Raw genomic sequence first — 19,228 nt, forward strand, 5'->3', positions numbered from 1 at the left:
ACTATGGGATATCCAACCCATTCATTTCAGCGGGCCGGTCAGGCGGCCATGTCTACCTTGTCGAGGAAGCCGCGGATCAGCCCGGCGACCTCGTCCAGTGCGGACTCCAGCAGGAAGTGCCCGCCGTCGAGCAAGCGGATCTCGGCATTGGGCAGGTCATCGGCGAACGCCGTGGCGCCGGCTGGGCCGAAGATCTCGTCGCCGCGGCCCCACACCGCCAGCAGCGGTACCTGGCTGGCGCGGAAGTATTCGTGCAAACGCGGGTAGAGCGGCGCGTTGGTTGCGTAGTCCCGCAACAGTTTCAGCTGCACCAAGTCGTTGCCCGGTCGCGATATGAGCGCGTAATCGTGATGCCACGATTCGGGGTCGACGAGGGTCTCGTCGGGGACGCCGGTGACATATTGCCAGCGGGTGGCGTCCAGCGTGAGGAACTGCCGGACCGCCGCCTCGTTGCCGGGTGTTTGTTCACTTTGGTAAGCCCGCACGATCTTCCAGAAGCTGTCGACGAATCCCGCGTCGTAGCCATTGCCGTTCTGGGTGATGATCGCGGTGATCGACGACGGGTCGCGCAGCGCCAGCCGCCAGCCGATCGGCGCACCGTAGTCCTGGACGTACATCGCATACCGGCCGACGTGGACCGCGCGCAGCAACGCGGCAGTGATGTCGGTCAGCGCGTCGAAGGTGTAGTCGAACTTCTGGACGGACGGTGCGTCGGAGAGCCCGAAGCCCAGGTGATCCGGCGCGATGACGTGATAGCGGTCGGCAAGAACGGGGATCAGATGGCGGAACATGTAGGAGCTGGTGGGAAACCCGTGCAACAGCACCAGCGCGGGAGCGTTCGGGTCACCCGCTTCGCGGAAGAAGAGCCGCTGACCGTCGACGTTGGCATAGCGATGATGAACAGCCGCCATGGCTTTCCTCCTTATTTCGCCCTCGAATGCCGAGCGGCTTGCAACGAAGTTGCCGCCACCGGGATATTCTGGGTTATACATCCCATTATGCACCAGAACTTGTTCCGCGCAACAATCGCGCTACCGCTCACGGCTGTGTTCCGTGACGTGTTGCCGTTGCCTTCGGGCTGACATAGTGTGAGCCAGCCCTGGAATTCGGGGCCTGCGGAGGTGGCGCTGTGGCCAAGCTGGTCTCGGTAAACGTGGGGCTGCCCCAGAACGTGCACTGGCGGGACAAGACCGTCTACACGGGGATCTGGAAAATCCCGGTCGAAGGGCCGGTCATGGTGCGCCGCCTGAACATCGACGGCGACGGCCAGGGTGATCTCGGCGGCCACGGCGGCGAGCAGCGCGCCGTCATGGTGTATCAGACCGAGTCATACGATTTCTGGAAAAAATACTTGGGTCGCGACGACCTCGTGCCGGGCCACTTCGGGGAGAACTTCACCATCAGCGGGCTGCCCGATGCCGACGTGTGCATCGGTGACCGCTACCGAATCGGTGAAGCCGAGTTTGAGGTCACCCAGCCCCGCGTCACCTGCTTCCGGGTCGGAATGCGCATGAACGAACCCAGGATGCCGAACCTGCTTGTCTCCCAACGCCGGCCGGGTTTCTACTTCCGAGTGCTCTCCGAGGGACGGGTTTGCGCCGGCGATGACATCACGCGTATCCGCCGTGGTCGCCATGAGCTCAGCGTCGCCGACGTCGATGCGCTGTTGTACCTGCCGAACCGTGATCTCGAGCTGCTCCACAAGATCGTCGATGTCCCCGCGCTCAGTCCGGGGTGGCAGCAGTCATTCCGGGACATGCTCGCAACACCGCAGGGATCGGCGTCCGAGCCGCCAAGCGCGACACCGGCGTGGGATGGTTTTCGGCCCTTGCGGGTCAGGGGAATACACCGGGAAAGCCCGCAGGTGATGTCCATCGAGCTGGAAGCCGAGGATCGTTCCGCCCTGCCGGCGCCGCTTCCCGGGCAATATCTGACGGTGCGAATCCCCGGCGCGGGCGCGCCGGCGCCGCTGCGCAGTTACTCCCTCTCCGGCGACCCCGCCGCGGGGCGTTATCGCATCAGCGTCAAGCGCGAAGAGCACGGATTGGTGAGCTCGTGGCTGCACGAGCACGTCGAGCCGGGCTCGGTCATCGAGGCCGCCGCACCGCGCGGCGAGTTCTACCTCACCGATGGCGATGGTCCGGTGTTGCTGATGTCGGCGGGAATTGGCATCACACCCGTCCTGGCCATGCTGCACGCGCTCGCGGCGGCTGGCAATGGACGTGACATCTGGTGGTTGCACATTGCCCGAAACCGCGAAACACAAGCGTTCGCAACGGAAGTCGCTAGCCTGATCGAATCTCTGCCGAGCGCGCGGCAGTCGGTGTTCTACACCCAGACACAAGGCCGATTGGACCGCCCGGCCATCGCGGCGCTAGGTATACCGGCCGATGCCACGGCATACCTGTGCGGCCCAACCCAGTTCATGAGCGACATGCGCGACGCACTCGCCGCTGGCGGTCTAGATCCCCAGCGGATTCATAGCGAACTATTCGGAGCCCTGCCGCCGATCAACCCGGGGATCATCGACGACACCCCGCGCAAGCCGCCGCATCTTCCGGCGGGGCTTGCGGGGACGGGGCCGCCAATCACCTTCGCGCGCAGCGGCCTGACGGCCGCCTGGTCGTCCGCATACGGGAGCATCCTCGAGCTGGCGGAGGCCTGCGACGTGCCCACCCGGTTCTCTTGCCGAAGCGGCGTCTGTCACCTGTGCGTCACCGGCGTCGTCGCCGGCAGAGCCACCTACGTCCAGCAGCCTCTGGAGCCGCCCGAGCCAGGGACGGTGCTCATCTGCTCGGCGGCTCCGGAAACCGACCTCGTGCTGGATCTGTAACGAGAATCGTTGTGTCAGGCTGCGATTGCGCGCAGGCCGCCGGTTGCGGGCAGGACGGCGCCGTCCACATAGCCGACAGTGCTCACGCTGACCACCGATCCGCCGCCGCGGTCGGCGCTGCGGCCGTGCACCACGACCTCCACCCCGCGCCCGGCGAGCTGTAGCGCGATCTCGCGGCCGATACCGGACACGGCTCTTTCCCGACAGCAGCCGTCCGCCGCCGTTATTCCTAGGAGCTCAGCGGGACCGACGCCTCCGCGGTGTAGCACAGGAACGTCAGCGTCTCCTGCAGATACAGCTGCACGCTCTCCGCGTCATGGCTGCTGTAGCCGATCGACACGTCGGTTCCGAGCTGCAGATCGAAGTCGCCGCCGCGGGTGGTGAGCACGAAAGCACCGTCGATGGCCGGCGCCCAGATGATGTCCCCGGGGACCAGGCGGTCGATGTGCTCGAGGATCGGGTAACCGTGTTCGGTGGTCTCGCTGACCTTCGTATAGACGTCGGCGGACAACAGCACCGAATATGGACCGTCGACACCGGCCAGCCGCAGTTCGGAGATCGCCTGCGTGATGACGTCCGGAATCTCGCGGGGATCCGCCGGCAAGGTCAGCGGCTTGTTCGAGCTGCAGGTGCGAATGCCGTCGATCGACGCGGCGGGGTAGCCCTCGAAGATCGCGCGGTCCTCGACGAACGCCAGCTTCTTGGCAGCGTCCTTGACCGGGTCCCAGTCCGAATCCTGCGCTCCGCGCTCCACGTTGTCAATTTCGTAACGGGACAGCGTGAACGGAACACGCAGCCGGACAAGGGGTTTGCTTGCCCGCAGGTGAGCCTCGACGCCGTCGGAAGGTGACGCCACGTCGACCAGGCGACCGGTGCTGACCGCTGCGGTGACCGGACCTCCCGGCTCGCTGACGTCGACCACCCGGCGTCCGGCGATATGGCGCTTGAACGTCCGAGACGCCTCAGTTTCAATTTCTTTCCAGGCCGCGTCGGTGACCGGGGCCAATTCGCGGTAGAGGTTGTTCATCAAGTGGTTCCTTTCAAGCTGCCGATCGAAAGTGAGCCGTCTTGCACGGCAGGCATTTTCGCCACGGGCGCTGCGGGCAGTGGCGGTGGATCGTCGAGGAAGTCGACGGTGGGGGAGAAGAACAGGCCACCGGTGACCGCGGTGGAGAACTCGAGGATGCGGTCGGTGTTGCCGGGTGGATCGCCGAGAAACATGTTGCGCAGCATCTGTTCGGTCACTTCGGGCGTACGGGAATACCCGATGAAGTACGTGCCGTACTCGCCCTTTCCGAGCCGACCGAACGGCATGTTGTGTCGCACGATCTTCAGTTCGGTGCCGTCCGCGTCGGTGATGACGTTGAGGGCGATGTGGGAGTTGGCCGGCTTTTCCTCGTCATCCAGCTCGAGGTTCTCCAGCTTCGTACGTCCGATCACCAGCTCCTGCTCGGTGACCGAGAGCGCGTTCCACGAGGACATTTCGTGCAGGTACTTCTGCACATGCACGTAGCACGAGCCTTCGAAATCGGGATCCTCGGCGCCGATGGTGGTGGCGCTGACGGCGAGCGGGCCGTCCGGGTTTTCGGTGCCGTCCACGAAGCCCAGCAGGTCGCGATTGTCGAAATAGCGGAATCCGTGTACCTCGTCCACGACGGTGACCGCACCGGCCATCGACCGCAGGATGCGGTCAGCCAACTCGAAACAGACGTCCAGGCTCTCCGCCCGGAGGTGGAACAGCAGGTCGCCGGGGGTGGCCGGGGCGCTGTGCCGCGGGCCGTTCAGTTCGACGAAGGGGTGCAACTCTGCGGGACGGGGCCCAGAGAACAAGCGATCCCAGGCCTGCGAGCCGATAGAGGCGATGGCCGACAACCGTTTCGGCGGCTCGCGAAATCCGATTGCGCGTACCAGTCCGGAAATTTCGGGCAGCGTGTCGTGCACCGTCGCTTCGCCGCCATCGTCGATGGTCACGACCAGGAAGACCGCCGCAGGCGTCAACGGCTCGAGGATGGGCTGTGGCTGGACGGGAGGCACCCTGCTGACCCTAGCGTGGTGACGCTGAGCGCATGAAGTGCGCGAAGAAGGAGCCGCGCAATTGGGCCTAGCGTGGTGACGCTGAGCGCATGAAGTGCGCGAAGAAGGAGCCGCGCAATTGGGCCCAGCGTGGCGACCATCGTCGTCGACAGCCATGATGATCAACATGTCGGCCAGCGCCGCAGGCCTCTGCGATTTCATCGACGCTTCTCCGTCGCCATTTCATGTCTGCGCCACAGTGGCCGCGCGGCTGATCGCCGCCGGATTCACCCAATTGAGCGAGGCCGACAGGTGGCCGGCGGAACCGGGCCGCTACTTCACTGTGCGGGCCGCCGGTTCGCTGGTGGCCTGGAATTCCGACGGCGCGGGCGGCCCATTCCGGATCGTCGGCGCGCATACCGACAGCCCGAATCTGCGGGTCAAGCAACATCCCGATCGGGTGGTCGCCGGCTGGCGCGTGGTCGCGCTGGAGCCGTACGGCGGGGCGTGGCTCAACTCCTGGTTGGATCGCGACCTGGGCATCAGTGGACGGTTGTCGGTGCATGACGGCGCCGCGGTCGAACATCGGCTCGTGCGGATCGACGACCCGATCCTGCGGGTGCCCCAGCTGGCCATCCACCTCGCCGAGGACCGCAAGTCGCTGACCCTCGACCCGCAACGCCACGTCAACGCGGTTTGGGGAGCCGGTGCGGACATGAAGCCGTTCATCGACTTCGTCGCCGACCGCGCCGGGGTGACGCCGGCCAGCGTGCTGTCCGCCGACCTGATGACCCACGACCTGACCCCGTCGACGGTGATCGGTGTCGACGGCGACCTGCTCAGCGCGCCGCGCCTGGACAACCAAGCCAGCTGCTACGCGGGTACGGAGGCTCTCGTGGCCGCTGAACCGCGGGCATTCCTGCCCGTGCTGGTGGTCTTCGACCACGAGGAGGTGGGGTCGTCCTCCGACCACGGCGCCCAGTCCGACCTGCTCGGCACCGTCCTGGAACGGATCGTGCTGGCGGCCGGGGGCACCCGCGAAGACTTCCTGCGTCGGCTGCCCGAGTCGCTGCTGGCGTCGGCGGACATGGCCCATGCCACCCATCCCAACTATCCGGAGCGCCACGAGCCCAGCCACTTGATCGAGGTGAACGGCGGACCGGTGCTCAAGGTGCACCCCAACCTGCGTTATGCCACCGACGGACGTACGGCCGCTGCCTTCGAGCTCGCCTGCCGGCAGGCCGGGGTCGGTCTGCAGCGCTACGAGCACCGGGCCGACCTGCCGTGCGGGTCGACGATCGGGCCGTTGGCCTCGGCTCGGACCGGCATCCCGACCGTCGACGTCGGCGCCGCGCAGTTGGCCATGCACTCCGCGCGCGAGTTGATGGGCGCGCACGACGTGGCCGCCTACTCGGCGGCGATGGAGGCGTTCCTTTCGCCGAAGCCCTAGCGGGGCCGAATGATGGGGCTCGTCCTAGAGGACGAGCGGGTGCGCGATTACGGTGAGCGTGCAGGTCGCGACGTTGAAGGCAAGCAGGAACCCGGCCAGTGCGAACTGCCCGGAGATGTCGTGGGCCAGGACGTGCGTGTACATCGCGCAGATAAAGAAGATGCTCAGTCCCGCTGACGCGGCGACGCCGATTCCCGGGACCCACAGGCCGGCGATCAGCCCAAGGGCGCCCAGGGTTTTCAGGGTGCCGATCGGAAAGGTCAACCAGGACACCGGGACGCCGGCCCGTTGCATGGGCGCAATGATGGGTGCGAAGTGCACCAGTGCGCTCACGCCGGAAAAGCCGTTGAGAACGATGGCAGGTATCGTCACGACGAGGTATGCGGTGTGCATATTGCGGCTTCCATAGCTGGTCGGTCAGTGGGAAATCGTTCGGTATCAGTTCGCCGGGATCGGATCTAGTCGGAACACGGCGATCCGGCCGGCCAGCGCCTCGACTTCTTCGGGATTGCCCTGGCGCACCAGGTCGGAGCGTTTCAGAAACCCCACACCGACCGGCACTTCCGCCGGATATTGGCGCAACACTGGGCGAGCTTCGTCGGCCGTCAACTCGGTTATCCTGACGCGTCCTATCTTTCGGCCCTTGCCAAGCGTTCGGGTCGCCCCGTTTTACGGCCCGGCACCGTCAAAACCATGGGCGGTCCAGTCGGTGTGCCAAGTCTTTGCAGGGCGATCATGAACTTGTTCATTGGCTTCAGCCAACGAGGGGGCCGCGGGCGGGACATTTCTTCTCCTGTCACGTATTTCGCTGTTGAGGGCGGGCCCGCCGGCGTGGCCGGCCGAACGGCAACCCGTATCCAAGGACGGATAGGTGGCGCGAAAAGTTACACACGGGTGCGCCACTTTTCGACGCGTCGTCTCGTCGTCCTCTCAGCGCGCAATCTCGGCGAGGAGGATTGATGACGGCGGATGACTGGCACCGCCTCGCGTTGGCCCCGGGTGATTCGCCCGCGCCACCAGCGCAAGGTTGGCATCGCTGGCGCTGGCTCAAGCCGCGTTCTGGCGGCTGCCGGTGCCACCGAGGTCAGCCGGCACAAGTTCGGCGACAATTTCCGCTGGGTGGTGCTGGCCGGCCCCGAGGGCAACGTCTTCTGCGTGGTCGGCCAATCGCCTCCACGTCGACCCGACGGTGGCGGGAGCACCGCCCTAGACTGTCTGGCGTGACAGTCCCCGGGACGAGCGCCCGCGCCCAGGCGATCGACACCGTCGAGCACGCCGCTGCCAGCCCCGACCAGCCGCAGCCCTTCGCCGAGCTGGGCCTTAAAGACGACGAGTACCAGCGAATCCGCGAGATCCTGGGCCGCCGGCCCACCGACGCCGAGCTGGCGATGTACTCGGTGATGTGGAGTGAGCACTGCTCGTACAAGTCGTCCAAGGTGCACCTGCGCTACTTCGGCGAGACCACCACCGACGAGATGCGCGCGGGCATGCTCGCCGGCATCGGCGAGAACGCCGGCGTGGTCGACATCGGCGACGGCTGGGCCGTCACTTTCAAGGTGGAATCGCACAACCATCCCTCGTACGTCGAGCCCTACCAGGGAGCGGCGACCGGCGTCGGCGGCATCGTCCGCGACATCATGGCGATGGGCGCGCGACCCGTCGCGGTGATGGATCAGCTTCGGTTCGGCGCTGCCGACGCACCAGACACACGCCGGGTGGTCGACGGGGTGGTCCGCGGCATCGGCGGCTACGGCAACTCGCTGGGGCTGCCCAACATCGGCGGCGAGACCGTCTTCGACGCGTGCTACGCCGGCAATCCGTTGGTAAACGCGTTGTGCGTGGGCGTATTACGTCAGGAAGACCTGCACCTGGCGTTCGCCTCGGGTGCCGGCAACAAGATCATCCTGTTCGGTGCGCGCACCGGTCTGGACGGCATCGGCGGGGTGTCGGTGCTGGCGTCGGACACGTTCGACAGCGAGGGATCCCGCAAGAAGCTGCCTTCGGTGCAAGTGGGCGACCCGTTCATGGAGAAGGTGCTCATCGAGTGCTGCCTCGAGCTCTATGCGGGCGGCCTGGTGATCGGCATCCAGGACCTCGGCGGCGCCGGATTATCATGTGCCACTTCAGAACTCGCGTCGGCTGGCGACGGCGGGATGGCCATCGAGCTCGACACCGTTCCGCTGCGAGCCAAAGATATGACTCCCGCCGAAGTGCTCTGCAGCGAGTCGCAGGAGCGGATGTGCGCGGTCGTCGCCCCGGAGAACGTAGACGCGTTCCTGGCGGTGTGCCGCAAGTGGGAAGTTCTGGCCACCGTGATCGGCGAGGTCACCGATGGCGACCGGTTGCGCATCACCTGGCACGGCGAGACTGTCGTGGACGTGCCGCCGCGCACGGTGGCGCACGAGGGGCCGGTGTATCAGCGGCCGGTCGCGCGCCCAGACTCGCAGGACGCGCTGAACGCCAACCGGTCGACGGGTCTGTCGCGGCCGAAAACGGGGAAGGAGCTGCGCGCCACTTTGCTTGCACTGCTGGGCAGCCCGCACCTCTGCAGCCGCGCATTCATCACCGAACAATACGACCGCTACGTCCGCGGCAACACCGTCCTGGCCGAGCATGCCGACGGCGGCGTGCTTCGCGTCGACGAGGCCACGGGCCGGGGCATCGCGCTGTCGACCGACGCGTCGGGTCGTTACACACTGCTGGATCCCTATGTCGGAGCCCAACTCGCCCTGGCGGAGGCCTACCGCAACGTCGCCGTCACGGGCGCGACCCCCGTAGCGGTGACCAACTGCCTCAACTTCGGTTCGCCGGAAGATCCCGGGGTGATGTGGCAGTTCTCGCAGGCGGTGCGGGGGCTGGCCGATGGTTGTGCCGCCCTTGGCATTCCGGTGACCGGCGGTAACGTCAGCTTCTACAACCAGACCGGGTCGGCGGCGATCCTGCCCACGCCGGTGGTCGGTGTGCTCGGCGTCCTCGACGATGTGGGCCGGCGCATTCCGACGGGCCTGGGTGACGAGCCCGGCGAGACCCTGATGCTGCTGGGCGATACGCGCGACGAATTCGACGGTTCCGTCTGGGCGCAGGTGAGCGCCGACCACCTGGGCGGGCTGCCGCCCGCGGTCGACCTTGCGCGCGAAAAGCTGCTGGCCGAAGTGCTGAGCGCGGCCTCACGCGACGGGCTGGTGTCGGCCGCGCATGACCTGTCCGAAGGTGGGCTCGCGCAGGCCATCGTCGAGGCGGCACTCGCCGGTGAAACGGGTTGCCGCATAGTGCTTCCCGAGGGTGTCGATCCCTTCGTGACGTTGTTCTCCGAGTCGGCGGGCAGGGTCTTGGTGGCGGTGCCGCGCACCGAGGAAAGCCGGTTCCGGGCGATGTGTGAGGCGCGCGGGCTGCCGGCGGTGCGCATCGGCGTCGTCGATCAAGCCTCGGACGCGGTGGAGGTGCAGGGCCTGTTCACCGTGTCGCTGGCCGAACTGCGCGAGACGTCCGAGGCGGTGCTGCCCCGCCTCTTCGGATGAGCGGTAGCGGCGACTCCTGATGGGCAAGCACGATTCCCGTCGGGTCCGTGCGCTGTCCTTGGCCGCCGCCCTGGTGGGCTGGAGTTTCGTCGCCCCCCGCCTGCCCACGGCATGGCGGGTGACGATGCAGGCGGCCGCGGCCGGGGTGCTGGTGGTTGTGACGCGTGCACCGCTGGGGCTTTCTCCGCCGCGGCTGTGTGCCGGGCTGCGGGTAGGGTCCGCGGCCGGCGCGGCCGTGGCGAGTTCGATCGCCGCTACGACGGCGGTTCCGCGGGTGCGGTCGTCCATGGCCGGCCGGCAGCTCACCGGGTCGGCGGCCGGCTGGCTGCTGGTGCGCATCCCCGTCGGCACCGTATGGGCGGAGGAGGCCGCGTTCCGCGCGGCGCTGGCCACCGCCGCTTCAGGTGCCTACGGCAGGTCCGGCGCGAGGTTGTTGCAAGCGGCGAGCTTCGGGCTCTCCCATGTTGCGGACGCGCGGGCGGCAGGCGATCCGGTGCTGGGTACCGTCTTGGTGACGGGCGTCGCGGGCTGGCTATTCGGTTGGCTCGCAGACTGTTCCGGCAGTGTGGCCGCACCCATGCTGGTGCACTTCGCCATCAACGAGGCCGGCGCTATCGCCGCACTGGTCGTGCGGCGTCACGGGTTGATGGTGTAGTCACCTAGCTGCCGGCCCCACACGTGCTCGGTGAAAAGTGGGGAGCCAAGCTCGAAGTGGTTGTAGGGGGCCATGCTCGCGCCGGTGTCCATCACCAGCAGCGGGGCCGGCCACAGTTCTCGGGTGATCGTCTGCCAACAGCCCGGCCGGCCACCGGGTCCGCCCCGAGCGTTGGTGCGGGGCAGGTTCTCCGGCCAGATGTACGGGCTTGGCGCACCGGTGATGCCGCCGGCCGCATGGGCGCCGAGCGAGTAGCCGTTGTCGCCGAGCGCGTTGTGGATCCTTGGCCCAACTTCACCGAAATTCCTTATGGTGCAAAAGATTTCCGGGCTGTACTCGTCGAGAAGCTGGCTGGAGGTGACCAGATCGATGGCACCGCGCGCCAGATAAGGGCCGCCGCGCCCGAAAACGTCGGCGCCCGCACCGCCCAGCCCCGCCGCCGCGAGCAGCGCCGCGTCCAGATCGGCCTGTTGCCGGTTCAGCGTGCGTGCCGCGGTCACCGCGTGGTCGAGGGCGTCCCATAGGTCCGGCGAGGCGTTGGCGTAGGTCTCACCGAGGGCGGCCAACCGCGCGACGTCGGTGCGGATGGCCGGCATCCTGGGGTTTACGTCGTCCAGTATCGCGTTGCCGTCGACCAAAGCGGCGCCGAACTTCCCACCCGATCCGGCCAGCGCTTGCGCCGCCGCGCTGAGGGTCAGGCTCACCTTGACCGGATCCACCTTCTCCGCGATCGAGGTGAGCGTCTCGAACACGGTGTTGAACTCGGTGGTGACCGCAGTCGCGTCGACCACGATCGACGATGTGATCGATTGGGCCGCGGGCTTAAGCGGCGAACTCAAGGCGACGTACTTGTTGCCGAATGCCGTGGTCGCCTTGACGGTGGCCGCCACGTTGGCGGGGATCAGCTTCAGATACCTGGGGGTGATATCCAGCGTCACCTTGGCGGCCGGCCTGCCGTCGCGGGTGATCTCGGAAATGCCCGCCACGCGGCCGATCTGGACGCCGTTGTAGGTGACCTTGGAACCGGGATCCAACACCAGGCCGGCCCGGGGAGCCACCATCGTCAGCTTCGTTGTCGGCGTGAGCTCCCCGCGAAACTGCAGATACAGCAGCGACCCGACCAACCCCGCGACGACGAGCGTCACGAGGCCGACGGACTTGTACGGTGGCTCGCGCCGCAAGCGACGACGCTTCATGAGTTTGAGACCCTAGGGTATGGCCGCCCGTCAAAAGGCCGATCCGGCAAAGACCCGCCAGGCCGTGTTGGCCGTTGCGGATTGGTTGCGGGACGCGTCCCGGCCCGCTCCCGACCGCGAGAGCCTCGGCGCCGCCGTGCGGCTCACGGCCCGTACCCTGGCCGCAGTGGCGCCGGGGGCCAGCGTGGAGGTGCGGATCTCGCCGTTCGTCGCGGTGCAATGCATCGCCGGGCCCAGGCACACCCGCGGCACGCCGCCCAACGTGGTGGAGACCGATCCGCGAACGTGGCTGCAGTTGGCGACCGGGACGCTGTCGTTCCAAGCGGCGAAGGGCGCCGGTGTGCTGAGCCTTTCCGGGTCGCGCGCGGGTGAGATCGAACACTGGCTGCCCCTGTTCGATGTCAGCTGAATATAACCCTGAACTGCAGGTTTAGGGACGGAAAAGGGAATTTTCGGCGCGCAACACGCGCTGCCAATTCGCAGTCGGCGGCGTCGGACCCGTAGACTCCGTTACGTCACCAATCGTTCCCCAGGGAGCCGCCCAATCGTGACCGTGCAGGAACCCGAGCAGGACCTGAACTCGCCTCGTGAAGAGTGTGGTGTATTCGGGGTCTGGGCCCCCGGCGAGGATGTCGCAAAACTCACCTACTACGGCTTGTACGCCCTGCAGCACCGCGGGCAGGAAGCCGCCGGTATCGCCGTCGCCGACGGCTCGCAGGTTCTCGTCTTCAAAGACCTGGGTCTGGTCAGTCAGGTGTTCGACGAGCAGACCCTCGCGGCGATGCCGGGCCACGTCGCCATCGGGCATTGCCGCTACTCCACCACGGGCGACACCACTTGGGAGAACGCACAGCCGGTGTTCCGCAACACCGCCGCCGGCACGGGTGTTGCGCTGGGACACAACGGCAATCTGGTCAACACCGCCGAACTTGCCGCCCGCGCCCGCGACGCGGGGCTGATCGCGCGGCGTTGCCCCGCCCCTGCGACGACGGACTCCGACATCCTGGGCGCCCTGCTCGCCCACGGCGCCGCGGATTCCACCCTCGAACAGTCCGCGCTGGACCTGCTGCCGACCGTGCGCGGCGCGTTCTGCCTGACGTTCATGGACGAGAACACCCTGTATGCCGCACGCGATCCCCATGGGGTGCGGCCACTTTCGCTCGGCCGCCTCGACCGCGGCTGGGTGGTGGCCTCCGAAACGGCCGCGCTCGACATCGTCGGCGCGTCGTTTGTGCGCGATATCGAGCCGGGTGAGTTGCTCGCGATCGACGCCGACGGCGTGCGCTCCACCCGATTCGCCAACCCCACCCCGAAGGGCTGCGTCTTCGAGTACGTCTACCTGGCGCGCCCGGACAGCACGATCGCCGGCCGGTCCGTGCACGCCACCCGGGTGGAGATCGGTCGCCGGCTGGCCCGTGAATGCCGCGTCGATGCCGACCTGGTGATCGGGGTCCCGGAGTCGGGCACCCCCGCCGCGGTCGGATACGCGCAGGAGTCCGGCATTCCCTATGGCCAGGGTCTGATGAAGAACGCCTACGTCGGACGGACCTTCATCCAGCCGTCCCAAACCATCCGCCAGCTCGGTATCCGGCTGAAACTCAACCCACTTCGCGAGGTGATTCGCGGCAAGCGGCTCATCGTCGTCGACGACTCGATCGTGCGCGGCAACACCCAGCGCGCGCTGTTGCGCATGCTGCGCGAGGCCGGTGCCGTCGAAGTGCACGTGCGGATCGCGTCCCCGCCGGTGAAATGGCCCTGCTTCTATGGCATCGACTTCCCCTCCCCGGCGGAGTTGATCGCCAACGCCGTGCAAGACAAAGAGGAAATGCTCGAAGCGGTCCGGCACGCCATCGGCGCCGACAGCCTCGGCTACATCTCGCTGCGCGGCCTGGTCGCGGCATCCGAACAACCCGCGTCGCGGCTCTGCACCGCCTGCTTCGACGGCAGGTACCCGATCGAACTGCCCGAGGAGACGGCCCTGGGCAAGAACGTCATCGAGCACATGCTCGCCAACGCCGCGCGCGGGGCCGGGCTCGACGAGCTCGCACCCGACGAAGTGCCGATCGTCCACTGACGGCCTTGCGATCCGGCCCTTCCGAGACGTTTGATAACGGCGGTCGGCAGCGCCCGGTAGCCTTTATCGCGATGACGGATCCCGGAAAAAGCCCCGGACGAGACCCGGGCAGCCACGGCATTACCTACGCGTCAGCCGGGGTGGACATTGAAGCCGGTGACCGCGCCGTTGAGATGTTCAAGCCGCTGGCGACGCGGGCCACCAGACCCGAGGTCCGGGGCGGACTCGGCGGGTTCGCGGGGTTGTTCGCTTTGCGCAACGACTACCGCGAACCGCTGCTCGCGGCCTCCACCGACGGCGTGGGCACCAAGCTGGCGGTGGCCCAGGCGATGGACAAGCACGACACCGTCGGCCTGGACCTGGTCGCGATGGTCGTGGACGACCTCGTCGTCTGCGGCGCCGAGCCGCTGTTCCTGCAGGACTACATAGCCGTCGGCCGGACCGTGCCGGAACGCCTGAGCGCGATCGTCGCGGGGATCGCCGAGGGGTGCGTGCGCGCCGGCTGCGCGTTACTCGGCGGCGAAACCGCCGAACACCCCGGCCTGATGGAACCGGACCACTACGACATCTCGGCGACCGGCGTGGGCGTCGTCGAGGCCGACGACGTGTTGGGGCCCGATCGCGTCAAACCCGGCGACACCATCATCGCGATGGGCTCTTCGGGCCTGCATTCGAACGGGTACTCGTTGGCCCGCACCGTGCTACTCGAGATCGACCGGATGAACTTGGCCGGGTATGTCGAGGAGTTCGGCCGCACCCTGGGTGAGGAGCTGTTGGAACCCACCCGGATCTACGCCAAAGACTGCCTGGCGCTGACCGCCGAAACACATGTCCGCACGTTCTGCCACGTCACTGGTGGCGGGCTGGCCGGCAACCTGCAACGCGTCATCCCGCATGGCCTGGTCGCCGAGATCGACCGCGGAACCTGGACGCCCGCACCGGTGTTCGCCATGATCGCCCAGCGCGGCCGGGTCACGCGCGAAGAGATGGAGAAGACGTTCAACATGGGCGTGGGAATGGTCGCCGTCGTCGCGGCCGAGGACACCGATCGGGCCTTGGCGATCCTGACGGCCCGCCACTTGGACTGCTGGGTCCTGGGCACCGTTTGCAAAGGCGGTAAAGAGGGTCCGCGGGCAAAGCTCGTCGGGCAGCACCCGCGGTTTTAGGGGTTCGAGCTGGCGCCATGCCGAAGTGGATTACACCAGCACAGCGACGTCAGTTTTCAGCGGCGCCAGTCGTCGCCGTCTTCCCAGGAGTCGCCGACGCCGTCTTCCTCCAGCTCCGTGGAATCGTCGGCACCCGTTCCTGACAACTCGCGCTGAAGCCGCGTGAAGTCGGTTTGCGGGGAACTGTATTTGAGTTCTCGAGCAACCTTGGTCTGCTTTGCCTTAGCCCGGCCGCGGCCCATGGGGGAACCCCCTCGCGCAATAACGGAGCGGCCCGAATCAGGCGGCTCCGATCTCCTGGTGTCGTTATTGTCCTGCCGACAGTTTACCGTGCCTTACGGTCGGGCGTCGGTGCCCCCTGCCGCTGTGGCGGACTTCATCGAGGATTATCGCGTACCGCCTCGCAACCGTTCAACGGCCAGCCGTCCCGCACCGATGTGTTCGGTCGCCGGCAGCGAATCGGCGTCGATCACCGCAGCGACCGAGGCCTGCGGGCCGGTCGCCAGTTCGGTCTCGGCCGGCACCCCCCGCTTGAGCAACGCGAGGGCTATGGGACCGAGGTCGACGTGATCCACCACGGTGCCCAGGCGTCCGACGGTGCGGCCGCCGGCAAGCACCGGGTCTCCCGTCGAAGGCCGCTCCACCGACCCGTCGAGGTGCAACAGCACCAGCATCCGGGGCGGTTTCCCGAGGTTGTGCACCCGCGCGACGGTTTCTTGCCCCCGGTAGCAGCCCTTGTCCAAGTGGACCGCAGGACCGATCCAGTCCACCTCGTGCGGAATCGTGCGCTCATCGGTGTCGACGCCCAGTCGCGCGCGCAACGCCGCCACCCGGTGGGCCTCGTAGGCCCAAACCCCCGCCGGTCGGAGCCCGGCCTGCACCAGACGCCGCTGCCAGTCCGCGGACTCGTCGCGCGGGACCAGCAGGTCCAGTTCGATCTGGTCGGCTGGCGTGCCACGCATCCGGCGCACAAAACCACCACCGGCGACCGGGACCGCCGTCAGCTCGGCGGGCAGGGCGTCCAGGCCGAGCACGCCCAGCACCGCCCGGTCACCCAGCCGCGGTCCGAGCAGCGAGAGCACCGCCATGTCGGCGGCGGCCGGGCTCACATCGGACCAGAAGACCATCTTGCGCAGATAGCTCAGTAGCGGCTCGCCCCGCCACGGCTCGGTGTCCAGGTAGGTGATGTCGGCGAGTTCGGTTTGGATCCAGTGGTCTTCGACGCGGCCCTGCCCGTCGAGGCTGAGGTTTTCCGTGCTCGCGCCCTCGGGCAGCTCGCTGACGTGCTGGGTCGAGATGCTGTGGAGCCACTTCTGGCGATCACCGCCGGTCAGCGTCAGCACCGCGCGGTGCGAGCGGTCCACCACCACAGCGCCGGTCTCGGCTGCGCGTTGTTCGCCCAAGGGATCGCCGTAATGCCAGATGGCCCCCGCGTCGGGGCCGGCGTCGGGTGCGGGTACTGCAGACACACGTCAACTCTACGGATTAGTCGCGATCGCGTCGGCGGGTGTGCGGCTGGCCGCACACCCGCCGAGCGTGCGGCCAGTCGCACACACCCGCGGCTAGGCTTTACCTCCATGGCAGGCCAGACGGGTGTGATCGTCACGCTGGACGGAGCGATGCATCCGCCGGATTCCCCGCTGCTGCACGCCGACGACCTGGCAGCGGTTCGCGGCGACGGAATCTTCGAGACGCTGTTGGTCCGCGACGGCAGGCCCTGTCTGGTCGAGTCGCATCTGCAGCGGTTCACCCACTCGGCGAGGCTGATGGACCTGCCCGCACCGGACCTGCCCAGCTGGCGCGCCGCGATCGACGCGGCCACCCGGCAGTGGGTGGCGGAGACCGCCGACGAAGGGGCGATGCGCCTGATCTACAGCCGTGGCCGGGAGGGCGGAGCGGCGCCGACCACCTACGTGATGGTCAACGCCGTTCCCGAACGGGTGACCGCAGTGCGGCGCGAGGGGTTGGCCGCCGTGACGCTGGACCGCGGCCTGCCCGCGGCCGGTGCGGACGCGATGCCCTGGCTGCTCGCCGGCGCCAAGACGCTGTCGTATGCGGTCAACATGGCCGCCCTGCGTCACGCTGCCCGGCAAGGCGCCGGCGACGTGATCTTCGTCAGCTCGGACGGCTACATCCTGGAAGGCCCGCGCTCGACCGTGGTGATCGCGTCCGGGGTCGGCGGCGACTTGTGCCTGCTGACGCCGCCGCCGTGGTACCCAATTTTGCGCGGCACCACGCAGCAGGCCCTTTTCGAGGTGGCCAGGGCCAAGGGGTACGACTGCGACTATCGCGCGCTGCGACCCGCCGATCTCCATGCCGCGCAAGGGATCTGGTTGGTGTCGAGTATGACGTTGGCCGCCCGCGTGCACACGCTCGACGGTAAGCCACTGCCTCGGTCTTCGTTGGCCGCCGAATTCGCCACGTTGGTCGACTCGGCGATCGTCAGCGATCGCTAAGCGCTGAATTGTGTTGTCGGCTTGCGGAATCGCGGGTACGGTCGGCCGTACACAAGAAGGGAGGTGGTCCGCGAAATTGATAGCTTCATGGACATGTGAGGTGGCTGCGCGCTAGCAGCAGTGGCTTGCGAAGAGCTGGCGATTACGCGCGCTGGCGAATTCCCCGCAGTCACCCGGCCCCCGAGCTTCCGGTCTGTCCAACCAGGAGCCATGCTCGGGGGCCGCTCCATGTCTGGAGCGGTTACTGGCTCACCTTCGCGGCTATCTGCCCGGCGAGCTTGCCGGCCTGACCGGTCTCGGCGTCGGGGCCGCACAGCAGCAGGTCAACGACCACACTGGACTCCGCGTGCAGGGCGTGGTGGCAGATCCGGGCGCCGTCCGCCTGCGTCCGCTCCTGGAAGATCTTCGGCACGGCCCCGGTGACCTCACCGAACTTCCATTCGCTGGTCTTGCCGTTATAGGTCAGCGTGATCGATTGCCCGGCGCACGTCTTCCATCTGTCCGCCGATGCCTGCACGAACGCGGTGGCCTTGTCGGGCGAGGAAAACTGCACGACCGCTTCGTAGATGCGGTGCGCCTGGTTCTCACCGGGGGTGTGTACGGCTTGGCCGCTTACGCCGGTGTAGCCGTCCGCCCCCGTGTAGGCCGATTCTTCGATGGGTTCGAATTCGCCCTTGCAATCCGGATTGGACAGCGTCGGCTTGAAGTTGCGTAGCTGCGCGGCCTTATCGGAGACCACCAAATTCGGGTCGCCCACGACGGCACCGACCTCGGCGGCGCCGAGGAGATAGGCGTCCAGCTTCGAGGCGTTCCCGGAATTGGGCTCGTTCGGCGCCGGGTTGACGGCGGTCTGAGCCGACGTCGCACCGCTGCCGGCCTTCGGAGTGGGCTTGGTCTTGCCGCCCTGCGTGGTGAATACGACGACGATTGCGATCACCGCGATCACCGCGGCGGCGGCGCCGCCGATGATGAGCAGCCGCTTGTTGGATCCACCTGCCGGCTCGGGCGCCGCGGCCCTGGCGGATATGCCGGCGGCCGGCTGTGCCGCGGGCGGCGCCGGTGCCTGCGCCTCGCCGGCGTTCGCCGCCGCCGGCGAACCGCCCTTGGACTCGATCTCAGCCAGCACGTTGTCGATTTCGGTGCGGGTCCGGTAGGTGACATCGTGGCGCAGGCGCAGCATGCGCAGCAGCTGGGCGATGTCGCCGCGGGCGCTGGGGTCATCCCCGTCCTCGTCGAATCCCTGCCTTAGCTCGATCAGCAGCTGGGTCTGCTGCTGCGGGCTGAGCTCTTTTTCGGCCAGGGTGTTGCCCAACCGGGTGATGTACCCGAACGGCACCGGCGGCTCTTCGGGCAGCGGATCGGGCAACGGCACCGGCTTGCTTTGCAGCGCGTGTACCGCGGTGACCAGTTGAATCCCGGCATCGACGGTCGGTTCGCGGTAGTCGATGATCTGCAACGCGGCAAGGGGATTCACCCGCATGCTGTCGATGTCGCCGATCCGAACCGGAAGGATCGGCCGGTTGAGCGCCCTCGCGTACCGCAACTCGGCCTGACTGGGCTTGGACTGAAGCCAATTGTTGGACAGCGCCACGATGAACACGTCACACGAGCGGATCTGCTCGAGGATCTTGTTCCACCAGGAGTCACCGCCGCCGAGCTCTTGATCGAACCAAACCTGTTGTTGCGCGCGGCGAAGCGCGGTCGTCAGGGCGTCGACCGTCGCCCTGTCCTGGCTCGAGTAGCTGATGAACAGCGGCATTGCGGGTCTCCTACGGGGAGGCGTAGCAAACGAAGGGGCGGTATCGGTGCGTGCGGCTATTACGCATGCGCCGATACCGTATCAGTGTCCGGGCGGGTCGGACTGCGC

Annotated in this window: 17 protein-coding genes and 2 pseudogenes; 9 read left to right on the forward strand and 10 right to left on the reverse strand. The window is 67.3% G+C overall.

What is annotated here, in order from left to right:
• Positions 1-38: 38 nt before the first annotated feature.
• Positions 39-911 (reverse strand): alpha/beta fold hydrolase, encoded by an 873-nt coding sequence (locus A5695_RS20985; RefSeq protein WP_068086636.1) that lies wholly within the window; start codon positions 909-911, stop codon positions 39-41.
• Positions 912-1,129: 218 nt separating this feature from the next.
• Here A5695_RS20985 and A5695_RS20990 point away from each other — a divergent pair, with 218 nt between their 5' ends.
• Positions 1,130-2,833: an MOSC and FAD-binding oxidoreductase domain-containing protein gene (locus A5695_RS20990; protein ID WP_068086639.1), complete on the forward strand. Its 1,704-nt coding sequence runs from the start codon at positions 1,130-1,132 to the stop codon at positions 2,831-2,833.
• Positions 2,834-2,847: 14 nt separating this feature from the next.
• Here A5695_RS20990 and A5695_RS27895 read toward each other — a convergent pair whose 3' ends face one another.
• Genes A5695_RS27895 through A5695_RS21000 form a run of 3 tightly spaced genes read right to left on the reverse strand, consistent with a single transcriptional unit; the run spans position 2,848 to position 4,867 of the window.
• Positions 2,848-3,024 (reverse strand): hypothetical protein, encoded by a 177-nt coding sequence (locus A5695_RS27895; protein WP_197515588.1) that lies wholly within the window; start codon positions 3,022-3,024, stop codon positions 2,848-2,850.
• A 38-nt stretch (positions 3,025-3,062) separates the two neighbouring features.
• The gene (locus A5695_RS20995; protein ID WP_068086642.1) at positions 3,063-3,860 is read right to left on the reverse strand and encodes a family 1 encapsulin nanocompartment shell protein; all 798 of its coding nucleotides are present in this window, start codon (positions 3,858-3,860) and stop codon (positions 3,063-3,065) included.
• Positions 3,860-4,867 carry a Dyp-type peroxidase gene (locus A5695_RS21000; protein WP_068086644.1) on the reverse strand — a complete coding sequence of 336 codons (1,008 nt, stop codon included), beginning with the start codon at positions 4,865-4,867 and terminating at the stop codon, positions 3,860-3,862. Before A5695_RS21000 ends, A5695_RS20995 begins: the two co-directional genes overlap by 1 nt.
• 166 nt (positions 4,868-5,033) lie before the next feature.
• On the opposite strand from A5695_RS21000, the gene A5695_RS21005 reads away from it, so the two are divergent.
• Positions 5,034-6,296, forward strand: a complete 1,263-nt coding sequence (locus A5695_RS21005) for a M18 family aminopeptidase (RefSeq protein ID WP_197515575.1) — start codon at positions 5,034-5,036, stop codon at positions 6,294-6,296.
• Between the two features lie 24 nt (positions 6,297-6,320).
• On the opposite strand, the gene A5695_RS21010 is transcribed toward A5695_RS21005, so the two are convergent.
• Together A5695_RS21010 and A5695_RS27900 are read right to left on the reverse strand one after the other, a co-directional pair.
• Positions 6,321-6,689 carry a DoxX family protein gene (locus A5695_RS21010; protein ID WP_068086650.1) on the reverse strand — a complete coding sequence of 123 codons (369 nt, stop codon included), beginning with the start codon at positions 6,687-6,689 and terminating at the stop codon, positions 6,321-6,323.
• Positions 6,690-6,734: 45 nt separating this feature from the next.
• Positions 6,735-7,081 (reverse strand): annotated as a pseudogene (locus A5695_RS27900) (deazaflavin-dependent nitroreductase).
• Between the two features lie 274 nt (positions 7,082-7,355).
• Between A5695_RS27900 and A5695_RS29205 the strand changes: the two are divergent.
• From A5695_RS29205 to A5695_RS21025, 3 genes and pseudogenes are all read left to right on the forward strand, one after another.
• Positions 7,356-7,520, forward strand: a pseudogene (locus tag A5695_RS29205) (hypothetical protein); the annotation flags it as partial.
• Positions 7,517-9,814 carry a phosphoribosylformylglycinamidine synthase subunit PurL gene (gene purL, locus A5695_RS21020; RefSeq protein WP_068086658.1) on the forward strand — a complete coding sequence of 766 codons (2,298 nt, stop codon included), beginning with the start codon at positions 7,517-7,519 and terminating at the stop codon, positions 9,812-9,814. The pseudogene A5695_RS29205 and the gene purL, both read left to right, overlap by 4 nt.
• 19 nt (positions 9,815-9,833) lie before the next feature.
• Positions 9,834-10,469, forward strand: a complete 636-nt coding sequence (locus A5695_RS21025; protein WP_068086664.1) for a CPBP family intramembrane glutamic endopeptidase — start codon at positions 9,834-9,836, stop codon at positions 10,467-10,469.
• On the opposite strand, the gene A5695_RS21030 is transcribed toward A5695_RS21025, so the two are convergent.
• A complete protein-coding gene (locus tag A5695_RS21030; RefSeq protein ID WP_068086667.1) occupies positions 10,451-11,665 on the reverse strand; it encodes an MCE family protein in 1,215 nt (404 codons plus the stop codon). The two genes, A5695_RS21025 and A5695_RS21030, sit on opposite strands and share 19 nt — an antisense overlap.
• A 19-nt stretch (positions 11,666-11,684) precedes the next feature.
• Here A5695_RS21030 and A5695_RS21035 point away from each other — a divergent pair, with 19 nt between their 5' ends.
• The 3 genes from A5695_RS21035 to purM all read left to right on the forward strand — a co-directional run bounded on the left by A5695_RS21035 (position 11,685) and on the right by purM (position 14,905).
• Positions 11,685-12,074 carry a sterol carrier family protein gene (locus tag A5695_RS21035; RefSeq protein WP_068086670.1) on the forward strand — a complete coding sequence of 130 codons (390 nt, stop codon included), beginning with the start codon at positions 11,685-11,687 and terminating at the stop codon, positions 12,072-12,074.
• A gap of 138 nt (positions 12,075-12,212) precedes the next feature.
• Positions 12,213-13,739, forward strand: coding sequence for an amidophosphoribosyltransferase (gene purF, locus A5695_RS21040; RefSeq protein ID WP_068086672.1), 1,527 nt, complete (start codon positions 12,213-12,215; stop codon positions 13,737-13,739).
• A gap of 71 nt (positions 13,740-13,810) precedes the next feature.
• Complete coding sequence (gene purM, locus A5695_RS21045) at positions 13,811-14,905, forward strand: phosphoribosylformylglycinamidine cyclo-ligase (RefSeq protein ID WP_068086673.1); 1,095 nt, start codon at positions 13,811-13,813, stop codon at positions 14,903-14,905.
• Positions 14,906-14,961: 56 nt separating this feature from the next.
• Here purM and A5695_RS21050 read toward each other — a convergent pair whose 3' ends face one another.
• A complete protein-coding gene (locus A5695_RS21050) occupies positions 14,962-15,147 on the reverse strand; it encodes a DUF3073 domain-containing protein (protein WP_068086675.1) in 186 nt (61 codons plus the stop codon).
• A 144-nt stretch (positions 15,148-15,291) separates the two neighbouring features.
• On the reverse strand, positions 15,292-16,374 hold the full coding sequence (locus tag A5695_RS21055; RefSeq protein ID WP_068086680.1) for a folate-binding protein YgfZ: 1,083 nt from the start codon (positions 16,372-16,374) through the stop codon (positions 15,292-15,294).
• A gap of 126 nt (positions 16,375-16,500) precedes the next feature.
• Here A5695_RS21055 and A5695_RS21060 point away from each other — a divergent pair, with 126 nt between their 5' ends.
• Positions 16,501-17,361 (forward strand): aminodeoxychorismate lyase, encoded by an 861-nt coding sequence (locus tag A5695_RS21060; RefSeq protein ID WP_156749793.1) that lies wholly within the window; start codon positions 16,501-16,503, stop codon positions 17,359-17,361.
• Positions 17,362-17,602: 241 nt separating this feature from the next.
• On the opposite strand, the gene A5695_RS21065 is transcribed toward A5695_RS21060, so the two are convergent.
• Positions 17,603-19,120, reverse strand: coding sequence for a sensor domain-containing protein (locus A5695_RS21065; RefSeq protein WP_068086692.1), 1,518 nt, complete (start codon positions 19,118-19,120; stop codon positions 17,603-17,605).
• Positions 19,121-19,228: the final 108 nt, after the last annotated feature.

The organism is Mycobacterium sp. E1747, assembly GCF_001667775.1.
Taxonomy (GTDB): domain Bacteria; phylum Actinomycetota; class Actinomycetes; order Mycobacteriales; family Mycobacteriaceae; genus Mycobacterium.